General features: G+C 61.3%; 13 protein-coding genes and 1 pseudogene. 8 read left to right on the top strand and 6 right to left on the bottom strand.

Annotated features, from left to right (window positions below; all coding sequences use genetic code 11):
- A partial coding sequence (locus CLG85_RS21215; protein ID WP_260349960.1) for an integrase core domain-containing protein occupies nucleotides 1–485 on the top strand: 485 nt, incomplete at its 5' end.
- Nucleotides 486–607: 122 nt separating this feature from the next.
- Nucleotides 608–1,303, top strand: coding sequence for a trypsin-like peptidase domain-containing protein (locus CLG85_RS21210; RefSeq protein ID WP_141244554.1), 696 nt, complete (start codon nucleotides 608–610; stop codon nucleotides 1,301–1,303).
- Between the two features lie 469 nt (nucleotides 1,304–1,772).
- Here the strand turns inward: CLG85_RS21210 and CLG85_RS21205 are convergent, their stop codons facing one another.
- From CLG85_RS21205 to CLG85_RS21180, 6 genes are all read right to left on the bottom strand, one after another.
- Nucleotides 1,773–2,147, bottom strand: coding sequence for a hypothetical protein (locus CLG85_RS21205; RefSeq protein ID WP_141244555.1), 375 nt, complete (start codon nucleotides 2,145–2,147; stop codon nucleotides 1,773–1,775).
- 156 nt (nucleotides 2,148–2,303) lie between these two features.
- Nucleotides 2,304–2,552 carry an RNA 2'-phosphotransferase gene (locus tag CLG85_RS27865; protein ID WP_095882345.1) on the bottom strand — a complete coding sequence of 83 codons (249 nt, stop codon included), beginning with the start codon at nucleotides 2,550–2,552 and terminating at the stop codon, nucleotides 2,304–2,306.
- Between the two features lie 75 nt (nucleotides 2,553–2,627).
- On the bottom strand, nucleotides 2,628–3,017 hold the full coding sequence (locus tag CLG85_RS21195) for a hypothetical protein (RefSeq protein WP_095882346.1): 390 nt from the start codon (nucleotides 3,015–3,017) through the stop codon (nucleotides 2,628–2,630).
- A complete protein-coding gene (locus tag CLG85_RS21190) occupies nucleotides 3,014–4,888 on the bottom strand; it encodes a TniQ family protein (protein ID WP_235865394.1) in 1,875 nt (624 codons plus the stop codon). The genes CLG85_RS21195 and CLG85_RS21190 overlap by 4 nt, the downstream gene beginning before the upstream one ends.
- Nucleotides 4,885–5,151 carry a hypothetical protein gene (locus CLG85_RS21185; RefSeq protein ID WP_141244556.1) on the bottom strand — a complete coding sequence of 89 codons (267 nt, stop codon included), beginning with the start codon at nucleotides 5,149–5,151 and terminating at the stop codon, nucleotides 4,885–4,887. Before CLG85_RS21185 ends, CLG85_RS21190 begins: the two co-directional genes overlap by 4 nt.
- Complete coding sequence (locus CLG85_RS21180; RefSeq protein WP_095882347.1) at nucleotides 5,148–6,293, bottom strand: metallophosphoesterase family protein; 1,146 nt, start codon at nucleotides 6,291–6,293, stop codon at nucleotides 5,148–5,150. The genes CLG85_RS21185 and CLG85_RS21180 overlap by 4 nt, the downstream gene beginning before the upstream one ends.
- A 465-nt stretch (nucleotides 6,294–6,758) precedes the next feature.
- Here CLG85_RS21180 and CLG85_RS21175 point away from each other — a divergent pair, with 465 nt between their 5' ends.
- From CLG85_RS21175 to CLG85_RS21150, 6 genes and pseudogenes are all read left to right on the top strand, one after another.
- A complete protein-coding gene (locus CLG85_RS21175) occupies nucleotides 6,759–8,324 on the top strand; it encodes an exonuclease domain-containing protein (protein ID WP_235865395.1) in 1,566 nt (521 codons plus the stop codon).
- A 278-nt stretch (nucleotides 8,325–8,602) separates the two neighbouring features.
- Entirely contained in the window at nucleotides 8,603–14,452 is a 5,850-nt protein-coding gene (proA, locus tag CLG85_RS28020; protein WP_095882348.1) for an anti-phage protein ProA, read from the top strand.
- Nucleotides 14,453–14,571: 119 nt separating this feature from the next.
- Nucleotides 14,572–20,141: pseudogene (locus tag CLG85_RS21165) on the top strand (RecQ family ATP-dependent DNA helicase).
- 1,245 nt (nucleotides 20,142–21,386) lie between these two features.
- Nucleotides 21,387–22,724, top strand: a complete 1,338-nt coding sequence (locus tag CLG85_RS21160; protein ID WP_095882350.1) for a hypothetical protein — start codon at nucleotides 21,387–21,389, stop codon at nucleotides 22,722–22,724.
- Nucleotides 22,717–23,619 (top strand): hypothetical protein, encoded by a 903-nt coding sequence (locus CLG85_RS21155; RefSeq protein WP_260349959.1) that lies wholly within the window; start codon nucleotides 22,717–22,719, stop codon nucleotides 23,617–23,619. Before CLG85_RS21160 ends, CLG85_RS21155 begins: the two co-directional genes overlap by 8 nt.
- Nucleotides 23,620–23,703: 84 nt before the next feature.
- Nucleotides 23,704–24,072 carry a hypothetical protein gene (locus tag CLG85_RS21150; RefSeq protein ID WP_141244557.1) on the top strand — a complete coding sequence of 123 codons (369 nt, stop codon included), beginning with the start codon at nucleotides 23,704–23,706 and terminating at the stop codon, nucleotides 24,070–24,072.
- The last annotated feature ends 338 nt before the right edge of the window (nucleotides 24,073–24,410 follow it).

The following is a 24,410-nucleotide window of genomic DNA, read 5'->3' as shown; positions in this document are numbered from 1 at the left end:
CCAGTTGGTGGTCTTGTAGGTCGGCTTCGGAGGTCTGCTCATGCTGCCCGGCTAGGATGCTGGATTCACGAGATGAATCCCCTAGATTTGCGCAAAAACGCCTTCTCGATGCCCTGGAACAGGCGGTCCATGATCGCCGCCCCGGAAAGGGCATGGGGCTGGTTCACCACAGCGACAGGGGCTCGCAATACCTGTCTATTCGCTACACTGAGCGCTTGGCGGAAGCCGGTATCGAACCTTCCGTGGGCAGCGTCGGCGACAGTTACGACAACGCCTTGGCCGAGACGATCAATGGCCTGTTCAAGGCTGAGGTCATCCACCGCCGTGGACCATGGCGCAGCTTAGAAGCCGTGGAATACGCGACGCTCGAATGGGTGGACTGGTTCAACAACCGTCGTATCCTCGAGCCGATCGGGAACATCCCGCCCGCTGAAGCCGAGGCCAACTTCTACGCAGCTCTGGAAAATGAACCAATGGCCGCGTAACTAACGTCGATCAGCCTCCGGTAAACCCGGCGCAGTTCAAATGGCCGCATTGGGCCGGTCTTTTGCAGGCTGAGATTCTTGACTTGGTAACATCTACTGAACACAGGTTAGACGGCTACAGGATGATTGAGAAATGCATAGAACTTATTGGAGAAAATTTTGCGAGGATTGTGCAGCCGACACTCGTGCCGATTTATGCGTCGAACGCGAAGGATTCCACTCTCCCTGACCAAGTAGGTACCGGGTTCATCCTAAGCCATAATTCACGTCCGATGTTGGTCACGGCGAAACACACTTTGTTTGGACATGACGGAAAGGATGAAGCTGGTGAAAAGGCGTTTTATGCTGAAGGAAATTGGGTCTATGTCGGCGACGTCAATAGTGAAGTTTACTTTGCGAAAGATCGCGATATTGCATGTTTCTATGCAGATCAGTTAGCTGGTCGACCTTGCCTGGAGATATGCAATATTAGCAACACGCCTTCCTCGCCAATCACCATCGGTGGTTGGCTAGCCAGAGACTTCAAACGCCCAGGCGCAACTCTGCAACCTAAGCCCTACATATTTACCGGGACGTCCGAAGAAATAGCCGATGGTTTGATTAGTCTACAATATCGACGAAGCAAGGTAAAATCTATCAACAGTGAAATGCTTCAAACTGCGCCAATCCCACGAGGCCTGTCTGGCGGACCTATGTTGAACAGCGCGAGACTGGCACTTGGGCAAGTGTCTTTGGTCGGTGTATTTACTGAACAAGACGGTGGCTCCGCGCGAGGCGAACCGTCAGCAGCGCTGAAACAACTTCTTGCGAGTACGTGACCTTGAGAAATTTGCTGTTGCGAAGCATTCAATCAGGTTTAGCAGGTCCCGGTTGGGCTTCACCACAAAGCTCTAACAGGCCGCAGAAATTGGTGACGACCTTGTTGCAGAAACCTTACCAATCAAACTGCGACCAGGGGCCTATTGTGCGACTTCAGTCTATCTCGAAACCACATCTCTCATGATCGTTGTTCGAAGGTTTAAGCTCCAATAGTGCTCACCTTCCGCTTCAGGAGAGCAGGCATCGGCATAGCGGCAGCGAACTGGCGCATTGTCCGCGCTGCGCACCTTGGGCTGTCAGTCGATGCTGCACGATGCCGCCGATGTCCGGTATGGGTAAGCTGCTCCGCAGCGAAGCCCAACTTGGCGAATGTCCGGAGAGGGCCGGAAGCAGCGGCACTTCCGGCTGAGGTCTCCCACCTGCGCATCAATCAGGCCTTCGCTGACGCACGCAGGTCTCGAGGCGAAGTCACTTCACCGCTGTATCGTCAGCCGCCGTTGAGAGAAGTGCTTCAAGGAGCCCTGGTTCAAACCAATTCCGGTCTTCCAGAACCTCTGCATCGACAACGGTCGGTTGACGCTTCAGCTCTTCCAGGCCAGACGCCATGATGCGTGACATGCGATATCCGCCGCGACGGCATAGATAGACGGAACCTGATCGACCAACGAAGCGGTATTCGAGGTCATCCGCATGAACGGCCTGAATGCCTGAGTTTATGCGCCATGCATCCCCACTGAGATACCCGCCGCGCCAGCCGCCCAACACTCTGAGTTGAGTGAAAGTTCTGTCCCGCGTCGCAAACGAAACCTTCAGGATCACCCAGTCGTCAGGTGAATAGTCCATGTGCGTCTCTTCCATAGTTCGTTGTCGATGGGGCGATATGTGGGGCGTGGCCGCCGACTAGGGCTGAAGCCTTTTGCAAAGACTGCATCGAAGTTTGCGCTCGTCATGCCGTGAAGCGGGATGACCGGAGGCTTTTGGGGGGATCCGATTTTAGATCTACCGCGATGCTGTGACCTTGCGCAGCCCTGATCCGGCGCGGCGCCCGTCCTTCGAGAGGGTGAAACGTTGCTTGTCGTTCTCCGCGACGATCTGTCGGAGCTCGACCAGAGTAAGGCGTTGTCCTACCTTCCTCATGCCGCGCAAGAGGTCATCCACATGGACCCAGCCGCTCGTGGCGAGCGTCAGTCCAACGAGACCGGGTTCGTGGCGGAGGATACGTGATAGGAATTTGCTCTGTTTCGACATGATATTGCCGCCGACTTGTCTCGCCTCGTTTCAAGGTTTGTGGCGTTGCGCGTGTTGGCTCCGCTGCGCCGCGCGTCACCCACTCTGTCCAAATTGCAGTGGGCGTTGTGGGTCGGGTGTTCGGGTCAAGATTTCTGTCAGGAAGTCGTAGGTTTCAGTCGCAACTTCGTCCACGTCTGAGACCAACAACTTGTTAAAGAAGTAAAACGCTGGGTATCCCGGGTCAATTTTCGCGGGTCTAGGGTAGCGACTATCCAGCTGCTGAAAGAAGACCTGGATCTCCTCGGCATGATTTACGAGCTTGTCTATCGCCGGCGAGACCAAATCAATGCACTCACAATAGAGGGTGCATCGGGTTCGTTCCGCCCTGGCGTAGATGAACGGGACTTGCTTCTCCTCACAGCGCTTCTGGTGAGCAGCTTGGGCTTCCAAGTCGCCGATCCCCCTGACAATCATGTACTTCATGTCTCATCTTTCTTGTTTGATGATTTGCTTTTCCGTGCTTCGCCGGCAAGTAAGAGCGGGTCGGCAGCCCGTCTTTCGAAAACCGCGCCGTAGTCCTGCCCGTCCGGGCTGAAGGGCTCGATCCCCGCAGCCGCCAGCTTGGGCCGGAGTGCTTGCCAGGGCATGCCAAGCTCTACGGCAAGACCGCGCAGGGTCACGAACCGCTCATGGAAAGCGGCGAGGTCGCCTGGCGCCAAGAAGCGCTGCCGTGCCTTGGTCTTGGGGTGTCGGCCTTCCGTGGACGGGACATGTCCCTCACGCACCAGCCGCATGGCGGCGGAGCGGGTCAGACCGCACTGGCGGGCGAAGACGTCGATACTGAGACCCGGCGCCTCGGGGCGCTCCAGAAGGCGTTCGATTTCGCCTTTCGTGACCACGATGCTGGCGTAGCCATCACGGTTGGTGTGCCGACCGATCCGCTGAACCCTGCCACCCGCGAGCAGCTTCAGGACTGTGCCGGGGGAGACCTTAAGGCTTTGCGCGGTTGTCGGGATGTCATCCCAGCCGTGCATGGTCACGTAGATTGGCTCGGCACCGGTCAAGAGGCTTTCCAGATGCAGGTGCGCAGCACGGACGTCCCAGAGTGGCTTGTGATCTCCACCGTCGATCGCGGGCGGGAAATGGCCCTCTTTTCGCAAAAGTTCGAACTGCGAGCGGGACATGCTCAATGCTTCCTGGAAGTCCTTTGCGGACACCAGGGTGTTGATGCGGTCGAGATGTGGCTGCGCTGCCTTGGCATCGAACAGCTCCCACTGGTCATCGCGGCCAGTCTCGGCCGGCCGGACGAGATCGACATCGACCAGCAGCTTGCGCAGGCGCCGGGGATCCATGCCAAGTTCGCGCGCGGCGGTCCGGACCGAGTGGACCTTTCGCTCCAGCACAGGCTCTCCCATGAGATCGTCGCCCGGACCTAGTGGCCAGGTGCTTGCGATGTGGTCGCGGAGAAGCTCCCGGAAGGGGGCGTAGGCCTCGCCCAGGAGGTCGAACGCGAGCCTGTCGTACAGCGCGCCGTACTTCTTCTTGGGGCCGTCGGTCGCCTCGCCAATGGTCTCCTGCAGCTGCATCAGGGTATCACGGACCGTCGCTTCCCCTTCGGTCGCGAAGCGGAAGCCCATCTCGAAGGACATCCAGGCACGTTCCGGGCCGAACTTCTTCCACTTCGGGAACCTGACCGCCCAGATGGCGCGCCCGAGCAACTCGCAGAAATGCGCTGCGGCGTAGAGGTCGAACTGATCCAGCCAGCTCTCCGTGGGAGTGCCCGCAAGGCGTGCCTCGATCCATACGTCGAACGGGTTGGGCGCGCGCGGCTCCTTGTCCAATTCTCCGGCCCACACGCCGGGCGCGATCTCGGCCAAGCGAGCGGCAGCGTCGTAGCGCCGACTGACATTGGCCTCGGCCCATAACGGAACGAGAGGATGGTGATGTTTCAGGCAGAGCGTAATAGGCCGGAAGAGCCAGTGGCCCCTGATGTACATGTCGCCTTCAAAACTGTCTGGGGCGGCTTCCGCATCCTCCCGCAGACAGGCAGGGCAGCCCCGGACGGTGCTTTCCTTGATGGCCTTGGCATGAAAGCGATTGCCGCGGAACTCGTGCTCTCGGTTGCCCAGGTAGAGGGGCGACCAGCGCCGCAGGTCCTCGACGTCAGCCGCGCTGAGATCTGCCAGACGGGCCAAGGCTTCGGGCTTGCCGTCGATCACCTTGCTGAAGGACAGCCCCATGTCGGTGCAAAAGCCCGCAGTATCCACGCCGTTCATCGTGGCGAGGCGAGATGCGAAGGAAAAGGCAGTTTCCCGATCCTGGAGGTCGGGCGCGAGGGGGAGTGGTGTGGTCAACGCGGCGCCTCGTGGTCTTTTGAGTCTTCCTCAGCAGGCTCGGCCTTTTGCGCGCGAGAGGGCCTCGCTGTGGGGCATCGATCCTGATGAGCGTAAAGCAGGTGGCCGGGGATCGGCGGGGCGCTTTCGACGAAGCGTCTTACGCGCTGCGGATCAGGTTCAGCCGAGCGCGTCGTGCGCCGGTAGGCGATGACGACATGAACAAGGCCAACCAGGCAGACCAGCATCCCCGAGATCGAAATGATCGCATCAAACGGCATCATTCAGAACCTGGCCGTCTCTGGCTGAGCGCGACGATGACATCGGTTGCGTAGTACGCGTCTCCTTCCGGCACGATAGGGCAGGCGCACCCCCTCAACGCGTGGCGCAGAAAGGTGCCCGTTGAGGGGGTGAGCTTGTCCACCAGGACAGGAATGCCGGTTTCGCTGCACCGAAGCGCGTACCCGAAGTCTCGCTCGAGTGCCTGTCTATCAGCCGGCAGGTCCCCAAGCTCACTCGAGGGCTGCGTGGCCAGCGCCGCTGCAATGAAGCAGACCTCCGCCAGGTCATCCTCGCCGGCGCCATGATCTTCGTCGGGGTAGCCGATTGAAACATTCTGAATACGTGTTCCTGCAACCACGGAGGACAGTCGTCGGTGTGAATGACCGAAGAACCAGGTTTCGATGTCGCTCCGCTCGAGGACTTCTGTCAAGTCCGAGTGGAAGGCTGGCGTGAGGCCATCGATTGGACCCGCGGCAGACGGGTGCGGGCCGTGGTGCGTGATAACGAAGGTCCTGCCATTGCCAGCGAAATGTGGGGTCGCCAGTCTTTCTTCCAGCCAAGCGCGGTGATCCCGATGTACGGCGATTATATCCTCAGGTGTAACCGGGACAATGCGGCGCGGCAGCACCTCGTCCGGATCAAGCCACTCATGACCAGACGCTTCGGTGGAGATCATGTCGAAGTCGCGCATGAACCGGCGTGCGTAGTTCTTGGCAGCCTCCTGATCCCCCAGTAGCTCGAAGTCGGTCCAGAGCGTGGCGCAGAGATACCGGTCGCTACGATGGCGGAGTTCGGTCTTCTGCGCGAACCAACTCCCGCTTGCGTGAACCAGGTCACGCAGCCGGTTCTCGTCGTCCAGCCGCCCAGAATAGTAGTCATGGTTTCCGGGGAGGAGGTGGATGCGACCAGCGGGAACATAGCGGCTCAGATATGCGAGCGCGTCCTGCAGTGACGGGCCGAAGGTGTCGGACAGGTCACCCGAGACGATCAAGGCATCGACGTTTTCACGGAGCAGCCGATCTTGCAGACCATGAAGCTCGAGCGGGTTACTTCCATGCCGCAAATATGACTTGAAATGGAGATCTGCCATTACTGCGACCGCTCCGCCGTTGTCCGGAATTTCGATAATGTTGGGGCTCTGCAACTTGGGCTCCTGGACGACCTACATTCCCCCCGCAAGAGAGAGTGGGCATTGACGCCTGACGGGCTGTCTAAGAGACTGATCCATCGGCATTTCTACTAGGTCTGTCGCAGCCTTGTCATGTGTGCAAGCCCCACGCAGCGCTCTCATTTTTTTTCGCAAAGGTCGCGGTGCTACTGGAGCCCATGAGCTGCGGGCCATTATCGGCATTCAAGAATATTATTCGCAAACGCGCTGAAGTCTCCAGTTCGGAGTTTTTCGCAAAAACCGGCGCAGCCGTGGTCGCGAAACACGGATCTGAGGTGTCAATTTACCCCAAATCTGACGGCATTGGCCGAATCGCGTTTTCCTGCGTCACGGCCGAATGCAATGCGCGATCCCGCGCTGGCGGCGCCCGAACGAGGAGGGTATCTGGGGCATTGTCAGCGGTATCGCCTGGCAGTGTATCGAGAAGGAGTGAGACACGACGTGACCACCCCTACCGCAGCCGAGATCCTGGCAATGCTGCGTGCGGCGACCCCGCGACCGACCTCGGAAGCGCCAGACGATGCGCGTGGCATCTACGGGCTCTTCGATCACACCGGAGCCTTCCGCTACATCGGTTCGACCTCTTCGGCCTCCGAGACCTTCCGCAAGCGCATCCATCAGCGCCACCGAACCGGGTCCGAAAGCACCAGCCACTACTTCTCGCGCATGTACAACACCGGGCGGATGTGGCGTCTGCGCAATGACCCGGCCACAAAGGCGGATGGGGACATCGCGAAGGCCCTACGCAACGTCTTCATCGCGCGCCATTGCGCAGCCGTCTGGGTGCCACTACCGGATCGTGCGGATATCGCCGGCATCGAGGCCCAGGTCATCGCGCTTGCGCCCCAGGATATGATCGCTTGGAACCGCCGCGGAATGGACCCCTACGAGGAGCCTACCGCGCTTGTCGATGCCCTGATCGAGGAGCTGGACCTCAGCCCCTTCGAGCGCGCGGCCCTGGGACGGCAGCTTGCGCGGTCCCGTGAGGATGTTCAGGCAGCTGGCCCCCGCGATGTCGCTTCCACGAGCGGCGCGCTGCCGAAGCTGCCCGATGGCCCCTTCGGGTTCTTCGCCCTCGATGTGGAGACCGCAAACCATGATCGCGCAAGCATTTGCCAGGTCGGGATTGCCTGCGTTCTGCCTGATGACCGCATCGAGACCTGGGTTACCCTGGTCGACCCTGGAACGGATCGCTGGGTCTTCAGCGGATTGCACGGCATTACGCGTGACATGGTGGTCGGGGCGCCGACGATCGGGGAAGTCCTTGACCTGTTGGAGGCTGGGCTCGCGGGTCGCCCGGTCTATCAGCACTCCGGGTTCGACCGCAGTGCGATCCGCGCCGCCAGTGCCACGCTTGGCCGGCAGGAGCCGGGCTGGAATTGGCAGAACAGCGTGACCGTCGCTCGCGCGGCATGGCCCGAGCTGAAGGGAAACGGCGGGCATGGCCTGGCCTCGCTCAAGCAGCACCTTGGTCTGAGGTTCGAGCACCACGATTCGGGCGAAGACGCGCGCGCCGCGGCGGAAGTCGTGCTGAGGGCAGAAGGCGGCGCTCGGGCTGTGGTGGAGGATTTCGATGTCATCGACGAGGAAGATGCCGGGAACTCGCCGCGTGCGGCCACCAACGTCCGATCCGAGCTGTCATCACCTCTGGCAGACCAGACGCCCGAGGCCGAGACGCCAATCCGCGGTCTCGTTGGGCGGAGCGTGCTGACCCAAGGCAACCTCAATAACAGTCACTTCTACTTGCGCGATTGCATCAGCTCTTTCCCGAAGGAAACCCTTGGCGGGGGCAATAGGGCAAGTGCAGCCGCGCGGACCCTGACCATTAATTGGGGCGGAGCGCTTCCGGCCGTCACCGATATCGACCTCACCAAGAAGATTTTCCGTGACCGATCCTGGGTGCGCAGCTTCTTTGCAGACAACGGTGCGCGTGCTGGAGATATCGTGGAGATTAGCGAAACCGCACCCTTCTGCTATCAGGTGACACTTGTGCGAGCATCGGCGTGAAGTGAGCAGAGCGTCCGGGCGCGGCAGCCGTTTGCGTAGGCGTCTTCCAGGTTCTTCTATTGGGTATGAGGGATAAGATAAGCTCCAAATTCCGTTGGTTCTGACCTGAAATACTGAGTTTCCGGAGGCCAAGCGTCTGAAATTTCCTTCTGCGACTTCGTCAGATCGCGGGAGCATAGGCACGTTTCTCAATTCTTCGGCGAAACGACCGTGCAATTGACAGACACATTCTCGTATGAGTGACTGGCTCGGGGATTAAAGGGCCAGGTAGCGTAAGAATGTCGTTTGATACGGTCGGGGAAGAGGCGCGTGACCAGCTCGTTCTAGTGCTGTCCGTCGCTCAGAAAGTAAACTTTGCATCGTCCCAGAACGGTGTCTCGGTTCTGAAAAATGTCGTGTTGGAGAACCTTTCAGATGAGCCGCTGGAGAATATCACTCTCGAACTGACGTGCAGTCCCGGTCTGATCCGCCAGAAAAACTGGACGGTGGATCGGCTGGCGCCGGGGCAACGACAAGAGCTGCGCGACCTGGAAACGCCCTTGGATACGGTGATCCTGGGCGGCCTTAACGAGGCAGAGTGGGGAGAGCTGCAGTTCGTTGTGAAGCACCGCGAGACGGAGCTGCTGCACGAGCAGCGCCCGATCGAGATGCTGGCCCGAGACGAATGGGGTGGTGTCGGCGACATGGCGCATCTGCTTGCGGCCTTCGTCTCTCCCAATGACTCGGTTGTCGCTGGTGTCCTCAAGGAGGCCAGCCGACTACTGGAGGGGGCCGGACAGAGCGGTGCCATGGATGGCTACCAGTCCCGAGACCCGTCCCGTGCATGGATGCTGGCCGGGGCGATCTGGTCGGCCGCGACCGGCATGGGGCTGACCTACGCGGTGCCTCCGGCAAGTTTCGAGTTGCGCGGCCAGAAGGTGCGTGACCCCGGTCGCATCAAGTCTGAAGGACTGGCTACCTGTCTGGATAGTGCCCTGCTGCTGGCCGGCTGCTTCGAAGCCGCTGGTCTCAACCCCGTCGTGCTCTTCTCCGAAGGGCATGCCTGGACCGGGGTCTGGCTGACGGAGCGGGATTTCGGGACCATCAGCGAGCCCGACGTGATGACGGTCCGGAAGGCCATCGATGCGCGCGAGTTCGTGGTCATGGAGACCACCTTGCTGACGAAGAAACCCAGCGTCGGGTTCGAGCAGGCGGTTGATACGGCGCGCGAACTGACCTCCGAGCGCAATGAGCACAGCTTTGTCATGGCAGTCGACATCCGGCGTGCCCGGGCGGCCCGGATTCGCCCGCTCGCCAGCCATCGCTCCGAGTTGGAGGCCGAGGCGGAAGATGTCGCTGCAAGTCCGGCAGCCCTGCCGCGCCCGCTGGATCTGGGCCTGCTGCCCGGCGAACTGATCGAGGATGAGGCCTCGACGCCAGCGGACCGGATCTCTCGCTGGCAACGCAAGCTTCTGGACCTGTCGCTGCGCAACCGGCTGCTGAACTTCAAGGACAGCAAGCAGACGCTCCCCTTCCTGTGCCCTGATGTCTCGGCACTGGAAGATCAGCTGGCCGACGGCAAGAAGTTCCGCGCGCTGGCGCTCAAGGACGAGGATCCGGTTGGCACGCGCGACCTTCTGGCGAAGGAAGAGCCCAAGCTCCTTGAAGAGGTCGCGCAGGATGCCTTCGCGAGGGGCCAGATCGCGGTCCCGCTGACCCGCAAGGAAAGCGAGCGCCGGCTGCTCGAGCTGCACCGGCGCGCCAAAAGCGACATGCAGGAAGGCGGCACGAACACCCTGTTCCTGGCCGCCGGCTTCCTGCGCTGGAAGAAGTCCGAAGGGGACACGCGCAGCTACCGCGCGCCGCTGCTGCTGGTGCCGGTGAAGATCTCCCGCAAGTCTGCGCAGTCGGAGTTCGTGATCGAGCATCACGAGGACGACGTGCGCTTCAACACCACGCTGCTGGAGTTTCTCAAGCGGGACTTCGACCTGAAGGTGCCCGAGCTGGAGGGTGATCTGCCGCGGGATGAGAGCGGTTTCGACCTCCCGCGCATCTTCGAGATCATGCGCCGTAAGGTGCGCGATGTTGCCGGCTTCGAGGTGGTAGAGGAGCTTGCGCTTTCGACCTTCTCCTTTGCAAAGTTCCTGATGTGGAAGGACTTGGTAGAGCGGACCGACAGCCTGCGCGAAAGCGCGCTGGTGAAGCATCTAGTGGACAACCCGACCGAGCCTTTCCTGGCCGAAGGGACGCCGGGACTGCCGGTCGCGGTCGATGTGGACCGCAGGCTCGCGCCGCGCGATCTGTTCACGCCGCTGCCCGCAGACTCTTCCCAACTTGCCGCCGTTCTGGCCGCGCAGGAGGGGCATGACTTCGTCCTGATCGGGCCGCCGGGCACCGGCAAGAGCCAAACCATCGCCAATATCATCTCGCAATGCCTCGCCATGCAGAAGACCGTCCTCTTCGTGGCCGAGAAATCGGCGGCGCTGGACGTGGTGCAGCGGCGGCTTGCGTCGCATGGGCTTGGCGATGCGGTGCTCGAGCTGCATTCCAACAAGGCCGACCGGAAATCGGTGTTGTCTCAGCTGGGCCGCAGCTGGGCGCGGGCGGCCAGCGCGTCGCACGCCGACTGGATCAAGGTGACGGATGACCTGACGGTCACCCGCGAACAGCTGAACACCTATGTCACGGCGCTGCACAAGAAGGGGACGCAAGGCTTCAGCGTCTTCCAGGCGATCGGCAAGGCCGCCGGTCAGGAACAGCCGTTCAGCCTGGGCTTCGCGAACAAGGATGCGCATGATGCGGAAAGCTACATGCATCTGAGGAAGCTGGCCGAGGCCCTTGGCCGGTGCCAGGAGATCATCGCGGGCCGCAAGCCGCTGCCGCTGGTGCAAGCGGAGGAGTGGTCCTTTGGCTGGCAGGCGGAACTTCTGGAACGAGGCGCGAAGCTGGGCACGGCCACCCGTGAGCTGGCAGAGGCCGCCGAGGCGCTTGCCCGCCATGCCGGGCTGACCTGGGCAGGCGCTGGCGAGGCGTCCGAAGTCGCGCCGCTGCTGCTCCTGTCGTCGATCCCTGAGACGGGCGAGGATGTAAGCTGGTCGCTGACGCGGGATGTCGTCGAGATGAAGGCGCAGGCAGAGATGCTGACGGACAGGCTCGCTGCCTACACCACCGCAGCCGGTCGAACCTCTGCCAGCTATCCAATGGCGCGGCTGGAAAGCCTTCCGCTGGATCAGCTCGATGCCAACTGGCGACTTGCACAGACGAAGATGTGGCCGTTCTCGGTCTTTGCCAAATCCTCGGTGCGCAAGCTTATGCAGACCTATGCGGAGGGCGGAAAGGCCGATCCCCAATTCGATATCGTCGCGCTGGCGGACGCCAAGCGCGCCAGAGCCGAGGTCGAGGCAAGCCCGCTCACCGGTTGTCCGGTGGTCAAGGGCGTGGAAACGGATCCGGCGCGCCTGGCTGACTGGATGGACCAGGCGCGGGCGATGAAGACGGTACTCGCCGAGATCGCGCCCACGGTCGCAGATCCGGCCCGTTGGGATCTGGCCCGCCAGAGCCTTGCCCAGCGGAGCGGTGGTGACCTGCGCAACGCGATCACGCTCTTCCAGCGCAAACATGAAAGCTGGCAGGAGCATGCCGGGGCTTTCGCGCAGACGGCGCATGCCTCACCCGAGGGGATGGCGCTGTCCGAGCTGCTGGCAGCCTTGCAGGCCATTCAGGACAACAAGGAGCACCTGCAGGATTGGACCCGGTGGGTCGAAGTCCGCACACAAGCCCGCGGGGCAGGGCTTGAGGCCCTTGTCCATGCCGTCGAAGAAGGCGGGATCGCGGGCGATGTCGATGCCGCCTTCACCTCGGCCTATGCGGCCTGGTGGTTGCCACAGGCCATGGATGCGCAGCCTGAATTGCGAGGGTTCTCCCACTGGTCGCACGAGGACGCGATCAAGCGCTTCCGGGAATTGGACGACCGCGCAACGGACATGGCGGCGGGGCAGGTCCTGTCCCGCATCCAGCATGGCTTGCCAGCCCAGGATGCTGTTGCGCGTCGGTCTGAACTTGGCACGCTGCGGCATCAGCTTGGGCTGCAACGGCCCAGCATGCCGATCCGCACGCTGATCTCGGAAATGCCCGACGCCTTCACCAAGCTGGCCCCCTGCGTGCTGATGTCCCCACTTTCGGTGGCGCAGTATCTCCCTGCGGGGCAGGCGGCTTTCGACGTGGTGATCTTCGACGAGGCGTCGCAGATCACCACCTGGGACGCGATCGGTGCGATCGCGAGGGGCAAGCAGGCGATCATCGTCGGCGACCCAAAGCAGCTTCCCCCGACGAACTTCTTCGGGCGCAGCGACGCCGGTGAGGACGAGCTGCCTGAAGCAGAGCGGGATCTGGCGTCCATCCTGGACGAGGTCGCCGCGGCAGGCATCCCGACGCAGCAGCTCGATTGGCACTATCGCAGCCGGGACGAGGCGCTCATCGCCTTCTCCAACTGGCATTACTACGGCGGCCGCCTCGTGACCTTCCCGTCTCCGGCGACGGCGTCGGAAGCGGTGAGGCTGCACCAGGTCGATGGCGTCTATGCGCGGGGTCAGGGCAGGACCAACGAGGCCGAAGCCCGCGCCATCGTGCGCATGACGGTGCGCCGCATGAATGAATGGCTGACTTGGCCGGAGGAGGGGCGGCTGACACTTGGTGTCATCACCTTCAACGCCGAGCAGCAGGGTCTGATCCTCGACCTTCTGGACGAGGAGCGGCGGAAGAACCCGGATCTGGAATGGTTCTTCGAGGATGCGCGGGAGGAGCCGGTCATCGTCAAGAACCTGGAAAACATCCAGGGCGATGAGCGGGACGTGATGCTGTTCTCGATTACCTTCGGCCCTGACCATGCAGGCAAGCTTTCGATGGCCTTCGGCGCTCTGAACGGAGACGGCGGCGAGAAGCGCCTGAACGTGGCGGTGACGCGCGCTCGGGCGGAGCTGCATGTATTTGCTTCGATCCGGGCCGATCAGATCGACCTGACGCGCACCAAGGCCATCGGGGTGAAGCACCTGAAGGGCTTCCTCGATTTTGCGGCACGTGGTCCTGTCGCGCTCCCGGCGCAAGATGACGGCTCGCTCGGGCCGGTCGAGAATGTCTTCGAGGCCGCGATCAAGGCGGCCATCGAGGCCAAGGGATGGGAGCTGCGTCCGCAGATCGGCGTCTCGGGCTTCCGCATCGACCTGGGCGTCGTGCATCCGGATCATGCGGGCGTCTATCTTGCCGGGATCGAGTGTGACGGGGCGACCTATCACGGTTCTGCCACGGCGCGGGACCGGGACAAGGTGCGACAGGCGGTGCTGGAAAACCTTGGTTGGACGATCTTCCGGATCTGGTCGACCGACTGGTTCCGCAATCCTGCGGCCGTGGTCGAACGCATCCACACCGCGCTGACGGAGCACCTCGAGGCCGATCGCGCCAAGCGGGCCGAAGAAGACGCGGCACGCGACGCCATGCTCGCGGAAGATGCCGATGAGATCGAGGTCTCACATGAGGCCGAGGAAGCAGCGGTCGCTGAGGTCGATCTGCCGATCATGGAGGTCGGCGAAGGAGACATCGCACCGTCAGCGCCTGTCCGGCAGGAGGCACAGTTTGCCCGTGCAGCGCCGTCAGCTGCCAGGCCGGAGGTGGGAGAAACTGGTTCGAGTGAAGCCAGCCCCGATCCCGAAAGGTTCTACGATGCGGACTACATTCCCGTCCTTGAGCGCCTGATTGCGGACGTGGTCGAGCGCGAAGGGCCCATGCCGATAGCCTTGCTGGGCAAGCGGGTCTCCGGAATGCATGGCTGGCAACGGACGGGGAGGCGGATCTCCGAGCAGGTCTCCAGGGCGCTTGGCCAGGTTGAGCTGCATCCCGAGAATGGTGTCGATTTCCTTTGGGCGGTAGGAACGAAAGCCGACAGGGTCGGCTTCCGGTCGGGACTGGATCGGTCTATCCGGGATATTTCCCGCACGGAGATCGCGGAGCTTTATGACCGCCATGCGGCTGAACTGAGCAGGAGCGAGGATTCCGTTCTCGATCTGGCGCGGTACGCGGGGATTGCCAGATTGTCAGCGGATGCGCGTTCATACCTTTCGGAGTGCATTGGATGGCGATCTATTGCCAGTGAGTGAGGAAGAGCGATCGGGCGGTCGCGCCACTGCCCGTCGCATCAGGCACGTCATTGCGTTCGGGCCCCACCACGAAATGAACGGGCTTTGTTCGGCGCTTTCTCATCGTTACTCATAAATCTATGGAAATGCGTCACAACCAACTTTTGTCCCGGTGCCTGTCGATCGATCTTGAGGTCGATCCTTCCAGGGCAAAGATCTTTGGAATAGCGGCCGTGCGCGGTGATGAACGGCCGGTGCTGAAGTCAATGGGAGGGATCTCCGAAGAGTTCCTCGATCAGCTCGAAGCGCAGGTCGGTGATGTAGCGCATCCCATTGGCCATAACTTCCTGAAGCACGACCTCGAACATCTGATCGCGAAACGGCCCCGACTTGGCCAGATCATACAGGCGCCAATCGACACCCTGTGGCTGAACCCGCTGGCCTTCCCGCGGAACCCATACCACCACCTTGTGAAGCACTATCATGACGGGCGCCTTGCCACCGGGCATGTAAACGATCCCGAACTGGACGCGCGCCTTGTTTTCGAGGTGCTCGCCAATCAGCTGGATGCTTTTGCCAAATTGGCTGATGTCGCGCCCGACGAGCTGGCTGCCTACCATTATCTGACCACGCGCATGGAACGCGCCGGCGGCTTTGATGCCGTGTTCTCCTACCTGCGCGGCAAGTGTTGTCCAAGCTATGACGAGGCTGCGGCCGCGATCACGCGGTTGCTTGACGGGCGAGCGTGCGGGTTGCGTGTAGAACAGACGTTGCGACGCCTCAGCAGCCCTCAGAACGGTTGGCCGATGGCCTATGCCCTCTCGTGGATTACGGTGGCAGGCGGCGACTCCGTCATGCCTCCCTGGGTGAGGGCGCAGTTCCGCGAGGCCTCCCTGATTGTCAGGCATCTGCGGGACACCTCCTGCAAGGATCCGGCCTGCAACTGGTGCTCCGAGCAGAACGACCCGGTGCGCGCCTTGGAAAGGTGGTTCGGGTTCCCCAGCTTCCGCGCCAAGCCGGTCGACCCGGAGGGACGCCCGCTGCAGGAACGCATCGTCGATGAGGCCATGTCCGGCAACAGCCTGCTGGGGATCCTGCCGACAGGGACGGGCAAGTCGCTGTGCTACCAGGTGCCGGCGCTGTCGCGGTTCGACAAGATCGGTGCGCTGACGGTGGTGATTTCTCCCCTGGTCGCTTTGATGGCGGATCAGGTTCAGGGGATGGAGCGTGCCGGGATCTCCTGCTCGGTCACGATCAATGGCATGATGTCCATGCCGGAACGTCAGGATGCGCTCGACAAGGTCCGGATGGGCGACGCCGGGATCCTCATCATCTCTCCTGAGCAGCTTCGCAGCACCTCGATCCGTAGCGTGCTGGCGCAACGCGAAGTGGGGCTTTGGGCGATTGACGAGGCGCACTGCGTGTCGAAGTGGGGGCATGATTTCCGGCCGGATTATCGCTACCTTGGCCGCTTCATCAGGGAGTTCTCGGAGGATCAACCACCCGCGCCTGTGCTCTGCCTCACCGCGACCGCAAAGCCCGAGGTTGTTGCGGATATCATCGAACACTTCCAGTCCAAGGCCGGAGTCGAGCTGTTGCCGCTTGACGGGGGCGCCTCGCGGACAAACCTGGCGTTTGAAGTGCGGCCGACGAACAAGGCATCCAAATTGTCGGACGTGATGAACGTCCTCGACGCACTGCTTCCCGCCGAGGGGCGCTCTGGGGCGGTGGTTTATTGTTCCTCGCGCAAGGAAACCGAGCGGGTGGCCGAGTTCCTGAAGTCTCAGGGTGTGGATGCGGCGCATTTCCATGCCGGGATGAGCGCGGACGACAAGCAGGTCGTGCAGGAACAGTTCCGGGTGGGCGAGCTGCGCGTGATCGCCGCGACCAATGCCTTCGGGATGGGGATCGACAAGCCCGACATCCGCTTGGTCGTCCACGCCGATATCCCAGGGTCTTTGGAGAACTACCTTCAGGAGGCCGGGCGCGCCGGACGGGACCGGGAGGACGCCCATTGCGTCCTGTTGTTTGCGGCTGATGATGTGGAACGGCAATTCCGGCTGACGGCCAGTTCGCGCCTCGCCCGGCATGAAATCGGGGCAATCCTCAAGGCGCTGCGTCGGATCGACGAGCGGACGAAAAAAGACCGGCAAGGTCGTTGCAACTTCTGGTGAGATCGTCCGGTCCGAGAAAGACCAGGAGTTCGAGCGCGACAGCGCCACGGACGACACCCGCGTCAAGACTGCTGTGTCCTGGCTGGAGGAAGCGCATCTTGTATCGCGGGAAGAGAACCGGGTTCAGGTGTTCCCGTCCTCCCTGCGGGTGCGGTCCGTGGATGAGGCGAAGCAGCGGTTGGCCGGGGCAGACCTGACGCTAGCGCATCGCAACCAACTTCTGGCCATCGTGGCGCATCTGGTCTCGGCCCCGGCTGACGAAGGCGTGTCGACCGATGAGCTTTGCGGTGTGGCGGGGATATCGCCCGGTGCGCTACCAAAGGCCATGTCGACGCTGGAAACGCTGGGCATCGCGTGCAACGACGTTGCGATTACTGTTTTTGTCCACGTTGGTGTTGCCAGTTCCTCGGCACAGAGACTGGCTCAGTCTTCGGCGCTGGAGGGCAATCTTATCGCACTGATGCAGGAGCTGGCGCCGGACATAGATGACCGAACCCCGGTTCCTTTGAACCTTTCTGAAACCTGTCAGCGCTTGCGCGACCAGGGCCATCCGGATGTCAGGCCCGATGCGGTCGATAGGCTGGTGCGGGGGATTGCCCAAGATGGCCGAAGCCAAGACGGCGGTCGCGGGAATATCTCTCTGCGGAGGGTCAGTCGCAATACGCTGATGGTCACTCTGGTGCGGCCCTGGAAAACAGTTCGGGCAACGGCAAACTTGCGGTGGCAAGCGGCCGAGCTGCTCCTGACCTATCTGACAGGCCGGCTCGACAAGGGGGTTCGGGGCAAGGATCTCCAGGTCGAGACGACAGTCGGCGACCTGCTGGCACAGCTGAAACAGGATGCCATCCTGAAGACCAGTGGCATTGGTGACATGACCAAGCTCATGGAGCGGGCGCTCATGTGGCTGCATGAACAGGGTGTGGTGACGCTCGGCAAGGGACTTACGGTGTTCCGCTCTGCCATGACGGTCTATCTCGATCCGGCAGGGGGGCAGTTCACCCAGGCGCATTTCGCGCCGCTGGAAGACCACTACGGCGAGCAGACACTCCAGACCCATGTCATGGCGACCTATGCCGAAACCGGTCTCCGGTCCAAGCGCGATGCAGAACGTCTGTCAGAGGACTATTTCCTGCTCAACAAGGAGCAGTTCATGAAACGGTGGATGCCGGGCATGGGCCGCGAGGTCCGACGTCAGACCACCAGCGCCTCTTGGGAGGCTATCGTCGAGAAGCTGGGCAACAAGGTCCAGCAGGATATCGTGACGGATGACCGGGACCGGACGAATGTTCTGGTCCTGGCGGGCCCGGGGTCAGGCAAGACGCGGGTGCTTGTCCATCGGATCGCCTATCTGCTGCGTATGAAACGCGAGGACCCGCGAGGCATTCTGGTTCTCGCCTACAACCGGCACGCAGCGGCCGAAATCCGCGTGCGGCTGCGTTCCTTGGTCGGCGACGATGCCGTTGGTGTCACCGTCTCTACCTGTCATGCGCTGGCGATGAAACTTGTGGGGGCCAGTTTTGTGGGCCAGCGGGCCGAGACCGAAGATTTCGATGGCATCGTAATGGAGGCGGTGCGCCAGCTCGAAGGCGAAGGGCTGTCGAAATCCGAAGCCGAAGCGCAGCGCGAGACCCTGATCCAGGGCTATCGCTGGATCCTCGTGGACGAGTATCAGGACATCGGGCCGGAAGAGTATCAGCTTATCTCGGCGGTCGCGGGCAGATCTCTCGAGGATGCCGACCTGAAGCTCAGCCTGTTCGCCGTCGGGGACGACGATCAGAACATCTATGCCTTCAATGGCGCTTCCGTCGGGTTCATCCGGCAGTTCGAAGAAGACTACAAGGCGCGGCCGGCGTTCCTGGTCGAGAACTATCGTTCCACCAACCACATCATTGCGGCGGCCAATGCGGTGATTTCGGCGGCGCCGGATCGGATGAAGGTTGATCATGAGATCAGGATCAACGCAGATCGCAGGCGTGATCCTGAGGGGGGGCGTCCTCGCAAAGGTGGATGGGGTTGGACAGGGCCGGGTTCAGCTTCTGAATGTCCCCTCCGGCGATGTGCCACAGGCGATCGCTGCCGTCGACGAGATGGTGCGGCTGTCGAAACTGGATCCGGAGTGGTCCTGGGCCCGTGCCGCCGTCATCTCTCGTGACTGGAAGAGACTTGGCGCTGTCCGGACCTATGCTGAAAAGCAGGGTATCAAGGTCGAAATGGCCAATCAGGACCTGCCAAACATCTGGCGACTGCGCGAGACGCAGGCGCTTGTTGCAAGTCTGCGTCGGCGACAGGGCGAGCTGCTGGGCGTTGCCGACATCATAGAGCTCCTCAACGAGCAACCAGGTAACAAGTGGGTCGACCTGTTGGCAGAAGGCATCGCCGAGCTGGCGAGAGAGCTGAAGACAAAGACCATGCCAGTGCCCGATATCGTCGAATGGCTGGCCGAATGGTCCCGTGAGACACGGGGCGAGCAACGCGGGCTGCTCCTGCTGACAGCCCACCGGGCCAAGGGGCTTGAGTTCGATCATGTGGCTATTCTGGATGGCGGTTGGGACCGGGCATCGAAGAACGAAGACCGTGATGCTCCGCGCCGACTTTTCTACGTCGCGATGACGCGTGCCCAAAAGGGCCTGATCGTTATGGCTTCGGGCGAGCATGCGTTCCTGAAGCCCGGCACCCCCTGCGTCGTTGAGAGACAGGTCGTGCCCCAGTTCCCGGCTGGAGGACTACCTTCGAGGGTCTACCATCTGCCAAACCTCAAGCATTCCGACCTGTCATATGCCGGTCGCCAGGGAGATCGACACGAGGTTCACCGTGCAATCCGGGAATGCCGGGTGGGTGACCCGTTGCACCTGGACCACCGAGCCTCCAACTGGGAGTTGCTGGACCGGCAGGGCCGCCTAGTAGGACGCATGTCGAAGTCATGGGAGCATCCGACGGGGCAGATCCTGCTTTCGGGTGCGGTCGGAGCTGTGGTCCAGTGGCGCAAGTCGGATGGTGACGAGCAATACGCGCACTACGCGCGTCGAGATGCTTGGGAGACCGTCCTTCCCGAGCTGGTTTTTGCCCCTCCGGGACAAGTACCTTCTGCCGCAACGTTGCCCGACACAGCCGTCGAGAGTGTCGTCTCTCGGGCCAATCCGGCAGGCTGCACGGAGATCCGGGGCGGGCAGCTTGCGAAAGCCCTCACGCCGGATGATGCGGATGCTCTCGCTGCGCTTGCGCAGCGCATCTACAACGAAAGCCGGTCTTGGGGCGAATTCATCGACAGCTTCAAAGAACGGGGTCTTGAAGTGGCCCCCAAGGGTGGCGGCCTCGTGCTCAGGGACGGGACCGATGGGCGCGAGCTTTGCAAGATGTCTGCATTGGGCCTCAGCTACAAGGAGATGGTGCAGGGCTTCGAGGAAGGGTTTCCCGGCCATCCGTCTCCCTCCATGGCGGACTACGCTCTAGGAAAGAAGAGGGCAGGTGCGCCGAAGCCACAAAGGCGCAGCAAGCCTTCATCCGAAAAAGATGATTTCGACATCATAGATGAGTGAAACTGCCAGCGCGCTCACCCTATCTCGTCAGGCGACTCCGCTCGAACGCTAGCACCTAGGTAGCCAATGGGTCCAGACGGGCCCCTTCGGCATTTTGGGACATGGGAAGTTCTGGTCGGGATGAGGCTTCCCTTTTCAAAGGTGGCTGAAGCTTTGATCGGCCCATAGCTGCCGGTCGGCGCTCCGGCATGCCGCATGGTGGTTACCCGAAAGCAGCCGTTCGCCAACAGCTGCAGCAATATTTGGCCTGTTCCAATAGAGCTGCGGAAGAAGCGGTCATTCTGCGCGGCAGGCGTCGCCAAGGCTGCCGGCCCGACTGAGTGCAGCTCGCCCGTCAGTTCCCCATGTCCGAATGCGGCTGGCAGATCTTGACCGGCGCTTGCTCACCACGGTGCGGCATCGGCTGCAGCAGAGCCGTTGTTTCGCCCCGGAGGGACATCAAGAGAGCGGCCCCCTTCTAGCATCAACCGCTCACTTTGGATGCCGCCGATTTTCTGTGCGCCGCGATGAAGTTTGATCCTCCGGGGCTCTGGCCAAGTCTGGCAGATGCAAGTCGAGGCCCCCCTCGCCAATGGGTGCTACCGCTGTGGTTCATGGCCATTGTGCCTGCCGAGGTCTGTAGGCGGGCGGGAGATACGATGTGTCAGGGGGGGGGGCAAAGCGGGCGCCGCACAATTCGTTCCGCCGCGTCCGCTCCACGTCCGCGCCGGAAGTGCCCAGCAACGAAGTTCAGCAAAGCCGTCTCGATCAGCGCGTATCAATTTGCGCGGGAGTTCTGCCATGGTTGCCGTGTGAGGAGATTTCTTAAATAATAATGTCATATCTTCTTAAAAAGGGTGTCTATACTTTCCGAATTAATTCAGCCTAAATTTCGGATTTTAGGAATGAGTGCATCCTCGATTAGAGCCATCTTGAGCGCAGAACAGGTTGGAGAGACAGGATGACGATACAATTGTCAGACCATGCACGTCAGCGTTGCCAGCAGCGCGGGATAAAGCAGAATGCCATCGAGCTGGTGATGGCGCTACACGATGTCGACCACTTAGTCGGGGATGATTGTCGTGCGCTACGGGTCAGTCGTCGTGCGGTGGCCGCAGCAGGTTCCGCTGCGAAGAGTCGGCAAGCGCTGGAACGCTTGTGCGATGTGACTGTCGTCTGGAGTGACCGTCAAAGTCAGGTCGTGACGGCCTTCAAAAGCAACGACCGGGCCAAGATGCGGCGCTACCTAGGGCGGGGGTAAGGGGAATGGGAGAGGTTGTTTCCTTGGAAGTGAATAAAGACCGTCGTGGTCGCACCCAGAAAGGCGGACGTGCAGAGCGCGCAGAGAAGTTGCGGTCGGCGCTTCGACGGAAAGCTCCGTTTTCGCCGGCAGACCAGCAGCGCGCTGCGGGCAATACGCACGAATTGCTCGAGGGCCTGCAGAATGACGGTCTTCTGCGCAAGGTGGATGTGGCGCAATTTGCCAAGCTTGGTGGCAAGGGCACGGATTCGACCAAGCAGCTCTACACCTACACCCTGCCGCCCGGCTCTGACGACCGCAGGCGCGACAAGCTGGCGAAGAAGCCGAAGCGGTATTTCGACATCGCGACGGCGATCGCCGAGATCCTGCACGAAGATCAGGCCGAATTTGTTTGCCGGATCTTTGAGGGCTGCAGCTACGGCACTGGCACGGAGTTTTCCGAAGACTGGGACGAAGAGGCCTGGATTGTTTTGGCGCAGCAGTTTTCGTTGATGGGGCGCAGCGTCATTACGGACATGAAACTTGATCCCTTCTGGCGGGAAGTTCAGAAGACCAGCGGTATCTATGACGTCCGTAAAGGTGAATTCAGGGCCGATGGTCAGTCATTGTGGCTACAGTTTCAGGGAGAAGGGTTGGCCGCTGGCAGCATATGTTCAGACGAAATCCCACCTGTTCCCTCCGTCAGGCTAGCGATGAAACGGCTGGGCGCTGGTCTCGATGGTCAGCTCTATCTCAAAGGGTGTCAGCCGATCGGCTTGACGTTTGAGCATTGGCTGGACATTCGCCTCGCCTTGGCGCCAGCCACAGGTTTTGACCGGATCGATAGTTTGTTGGAGTTCCGAACCGTTTTTGTCGGGACCGACACACAAGGTAACGTCGTGACCTTTGACAACCCGTTCACGGATGGCAGTGACACGATCACTGCGGCAACCTTGGGTGGCCGGGTACATCAGGTTGAGAATATCGAGTTTGATTGGGACACCGTGCCCGAAAATCCATACGTCGAGTATGAGCACTCTTACTTTACCTGGCAGGAAATAAGCCCGGGAATGTTGCGGCAACTGTTTGACAGCAACGATCCAGATCTTCGCGTCGAGGATCGTCAGGCTGGAAGCTTTTGGGAGGACAGGCCGCAGACCCGCTTTCCGGCCTACAGTGTCGCGGCGACCGTCCAGCGGCAATTGCTTTCAGGGACCTTGGAGCGGGAACTAACCGAGGAAGCCCAACGGCTGGAGGCCTTATTCGGGCATCATCGCGATCTCATGCGCAATAAGGCGCGGCAGGCGGAGGCCGCTGCCGAGGCGCGCTGGAATGCAAGGATGAAGGGAGCCAACAATGACTGATCCGATGTCCACCCGTATAAGCGAAGCGCAGGCGGATCGCGCCATCACTGATCTGCTGCAATCCAGCCCGTTCGCCCAAAGACGGCTGCTCGCGGCTATCGGTCCCGAATTTGAGGCCGTTTCGGTGCTCGAGATCGGCCGCCAAAGGCGCCATGCGATCGATGCCGGCAGCATTGATCTGGTCATACATCTCAACAGTGGCTGGCAGCTATTGGTCGAGAACAAGATCGACGCGGGCTGGAGCGTGACCCGCAGCGGGCAAGCTCAGCCTCTGCGATACGGTCGCACAATCTCGGCCTTGGAGGCGCAAGGGCACAAGGTGATCTCAGTCTTGGTTGCGCCGCGGAGCTATCTTGAAGCGTCTCGCCATGCGTCCCTTTTCCAGCGCAGGGTCGCCTATGAACAGTTGATCGGCGATGAGCGCAGCGCCGAGGCGGATCTGCTGCGGGCGGCCATTCTGCAAGCCGAGACACCTTACGAGGCGGTGCCCAATCCCTTTAGCGGTGACTTCTTTGTCCGCTATGCCGATTTAATGGCGCGTGAGTATCCGGCCCTGGTGTTGAAGCGCAATCCCAATGGAGGGGATACCCGCCCGACCGGGTCGCGGACCTTCTACTTCGAGGCCAAGCGCATGTTGCGCTGTCATCCAGGCCTGACGCTTCCGAAGATCTCGGTTCAGGCATGGGACAGCAAAGCCTCGACGGCCTCGGCCAAGTTGATGATCGCGGATTGGGGGGTGCATGCTGCCAAGGCGCCGCCCCCCCGCAAGTTTGCGCGATATCGGTGGGTATTTGCGCTCGGCGGGCCGTTCGCTTGGTCTGACGATCGACACGCCAAGGCTGGAGACGCAGCGTGTCTTTGCCGGTCAGGAACATGCTGTGCGCGCCGGGCTTGACGCCATCGCGCGTCTGACCCTTTGGTGGAACGCTTCCGGCACGGATATGCTGGATTGGTATCGCCGGACACGGGAGTGCCAGGCATGAATGTCCAAGATCTGAAAACCGAGAAACTGTTAGTCCGGCGAGAGAATGCTCGGCAGATTCTGCTGAAATCACCCACTGATGCCCCAGCATCTGATGTGATCAACGCAGTCGACTTGGAATTGCAGAGCCGATTTCCGCGCCCCGAGCACGGATGGTCCAATGGTCGCCAAGGGGAGCCACGCTTCTATCGCGAATATGGGCAGGTGGTGGCCGTGGTCATCCGTCTTGAAGCCCATGGTGTGGATCGGGGAGGGTATCTGATTGAGGTGCGGGGCCGGCCGCTGCCCGAACACCCAAGGTTCATCGACGAGGCGCGCATCCTGGCGGAAGCAGCACTCGGTCTGCAGGAACCGCCTGGGCGATAAACGACGAGGTTCGCGGGACGATCTGCTAGACCTCTCTTGGCGATATCATGACAAGCGCTTCGTCGGCGGCCCTTTGGCGGACGGTCGGGCCCTATGCTTGGCACCACAACGGCCCTAACCGGTCGTCACCGGGCCGCTCCGCCGCTTCACCGAAGCGGCCATTCATGCAGGCCGCAGCATTTTGAACGGTCCGAGGCCTGCAGTGCGGACCTTCGTGCCGTTCGCCGCAAATGCTCGATTTGTGCTGCAGGAACGAGAGGCCTTGCCGGAAGGGCGAAAACCGTCATTAGTTGCCTTTGACAGAAGCACTCTCCCATTTTTGAAGTACAAGCGCCTTT

Origin of the sequence: Alloyangia mangrovi (assembly GCF_002300555.2) — a bacterium.
GTDB classification, from domain to species: domain Bacteria; phylum Pseudomonadota; class Alphaproteobacteria; order Rhodobacterales; family Rhodobacteraceae; genus Salipiger; species Salipiger mangrovi.
Note: the sequence above shows the minus strand (reverse complement) of the source record. Positions and strands in the feature narration are given on the sequence as shown.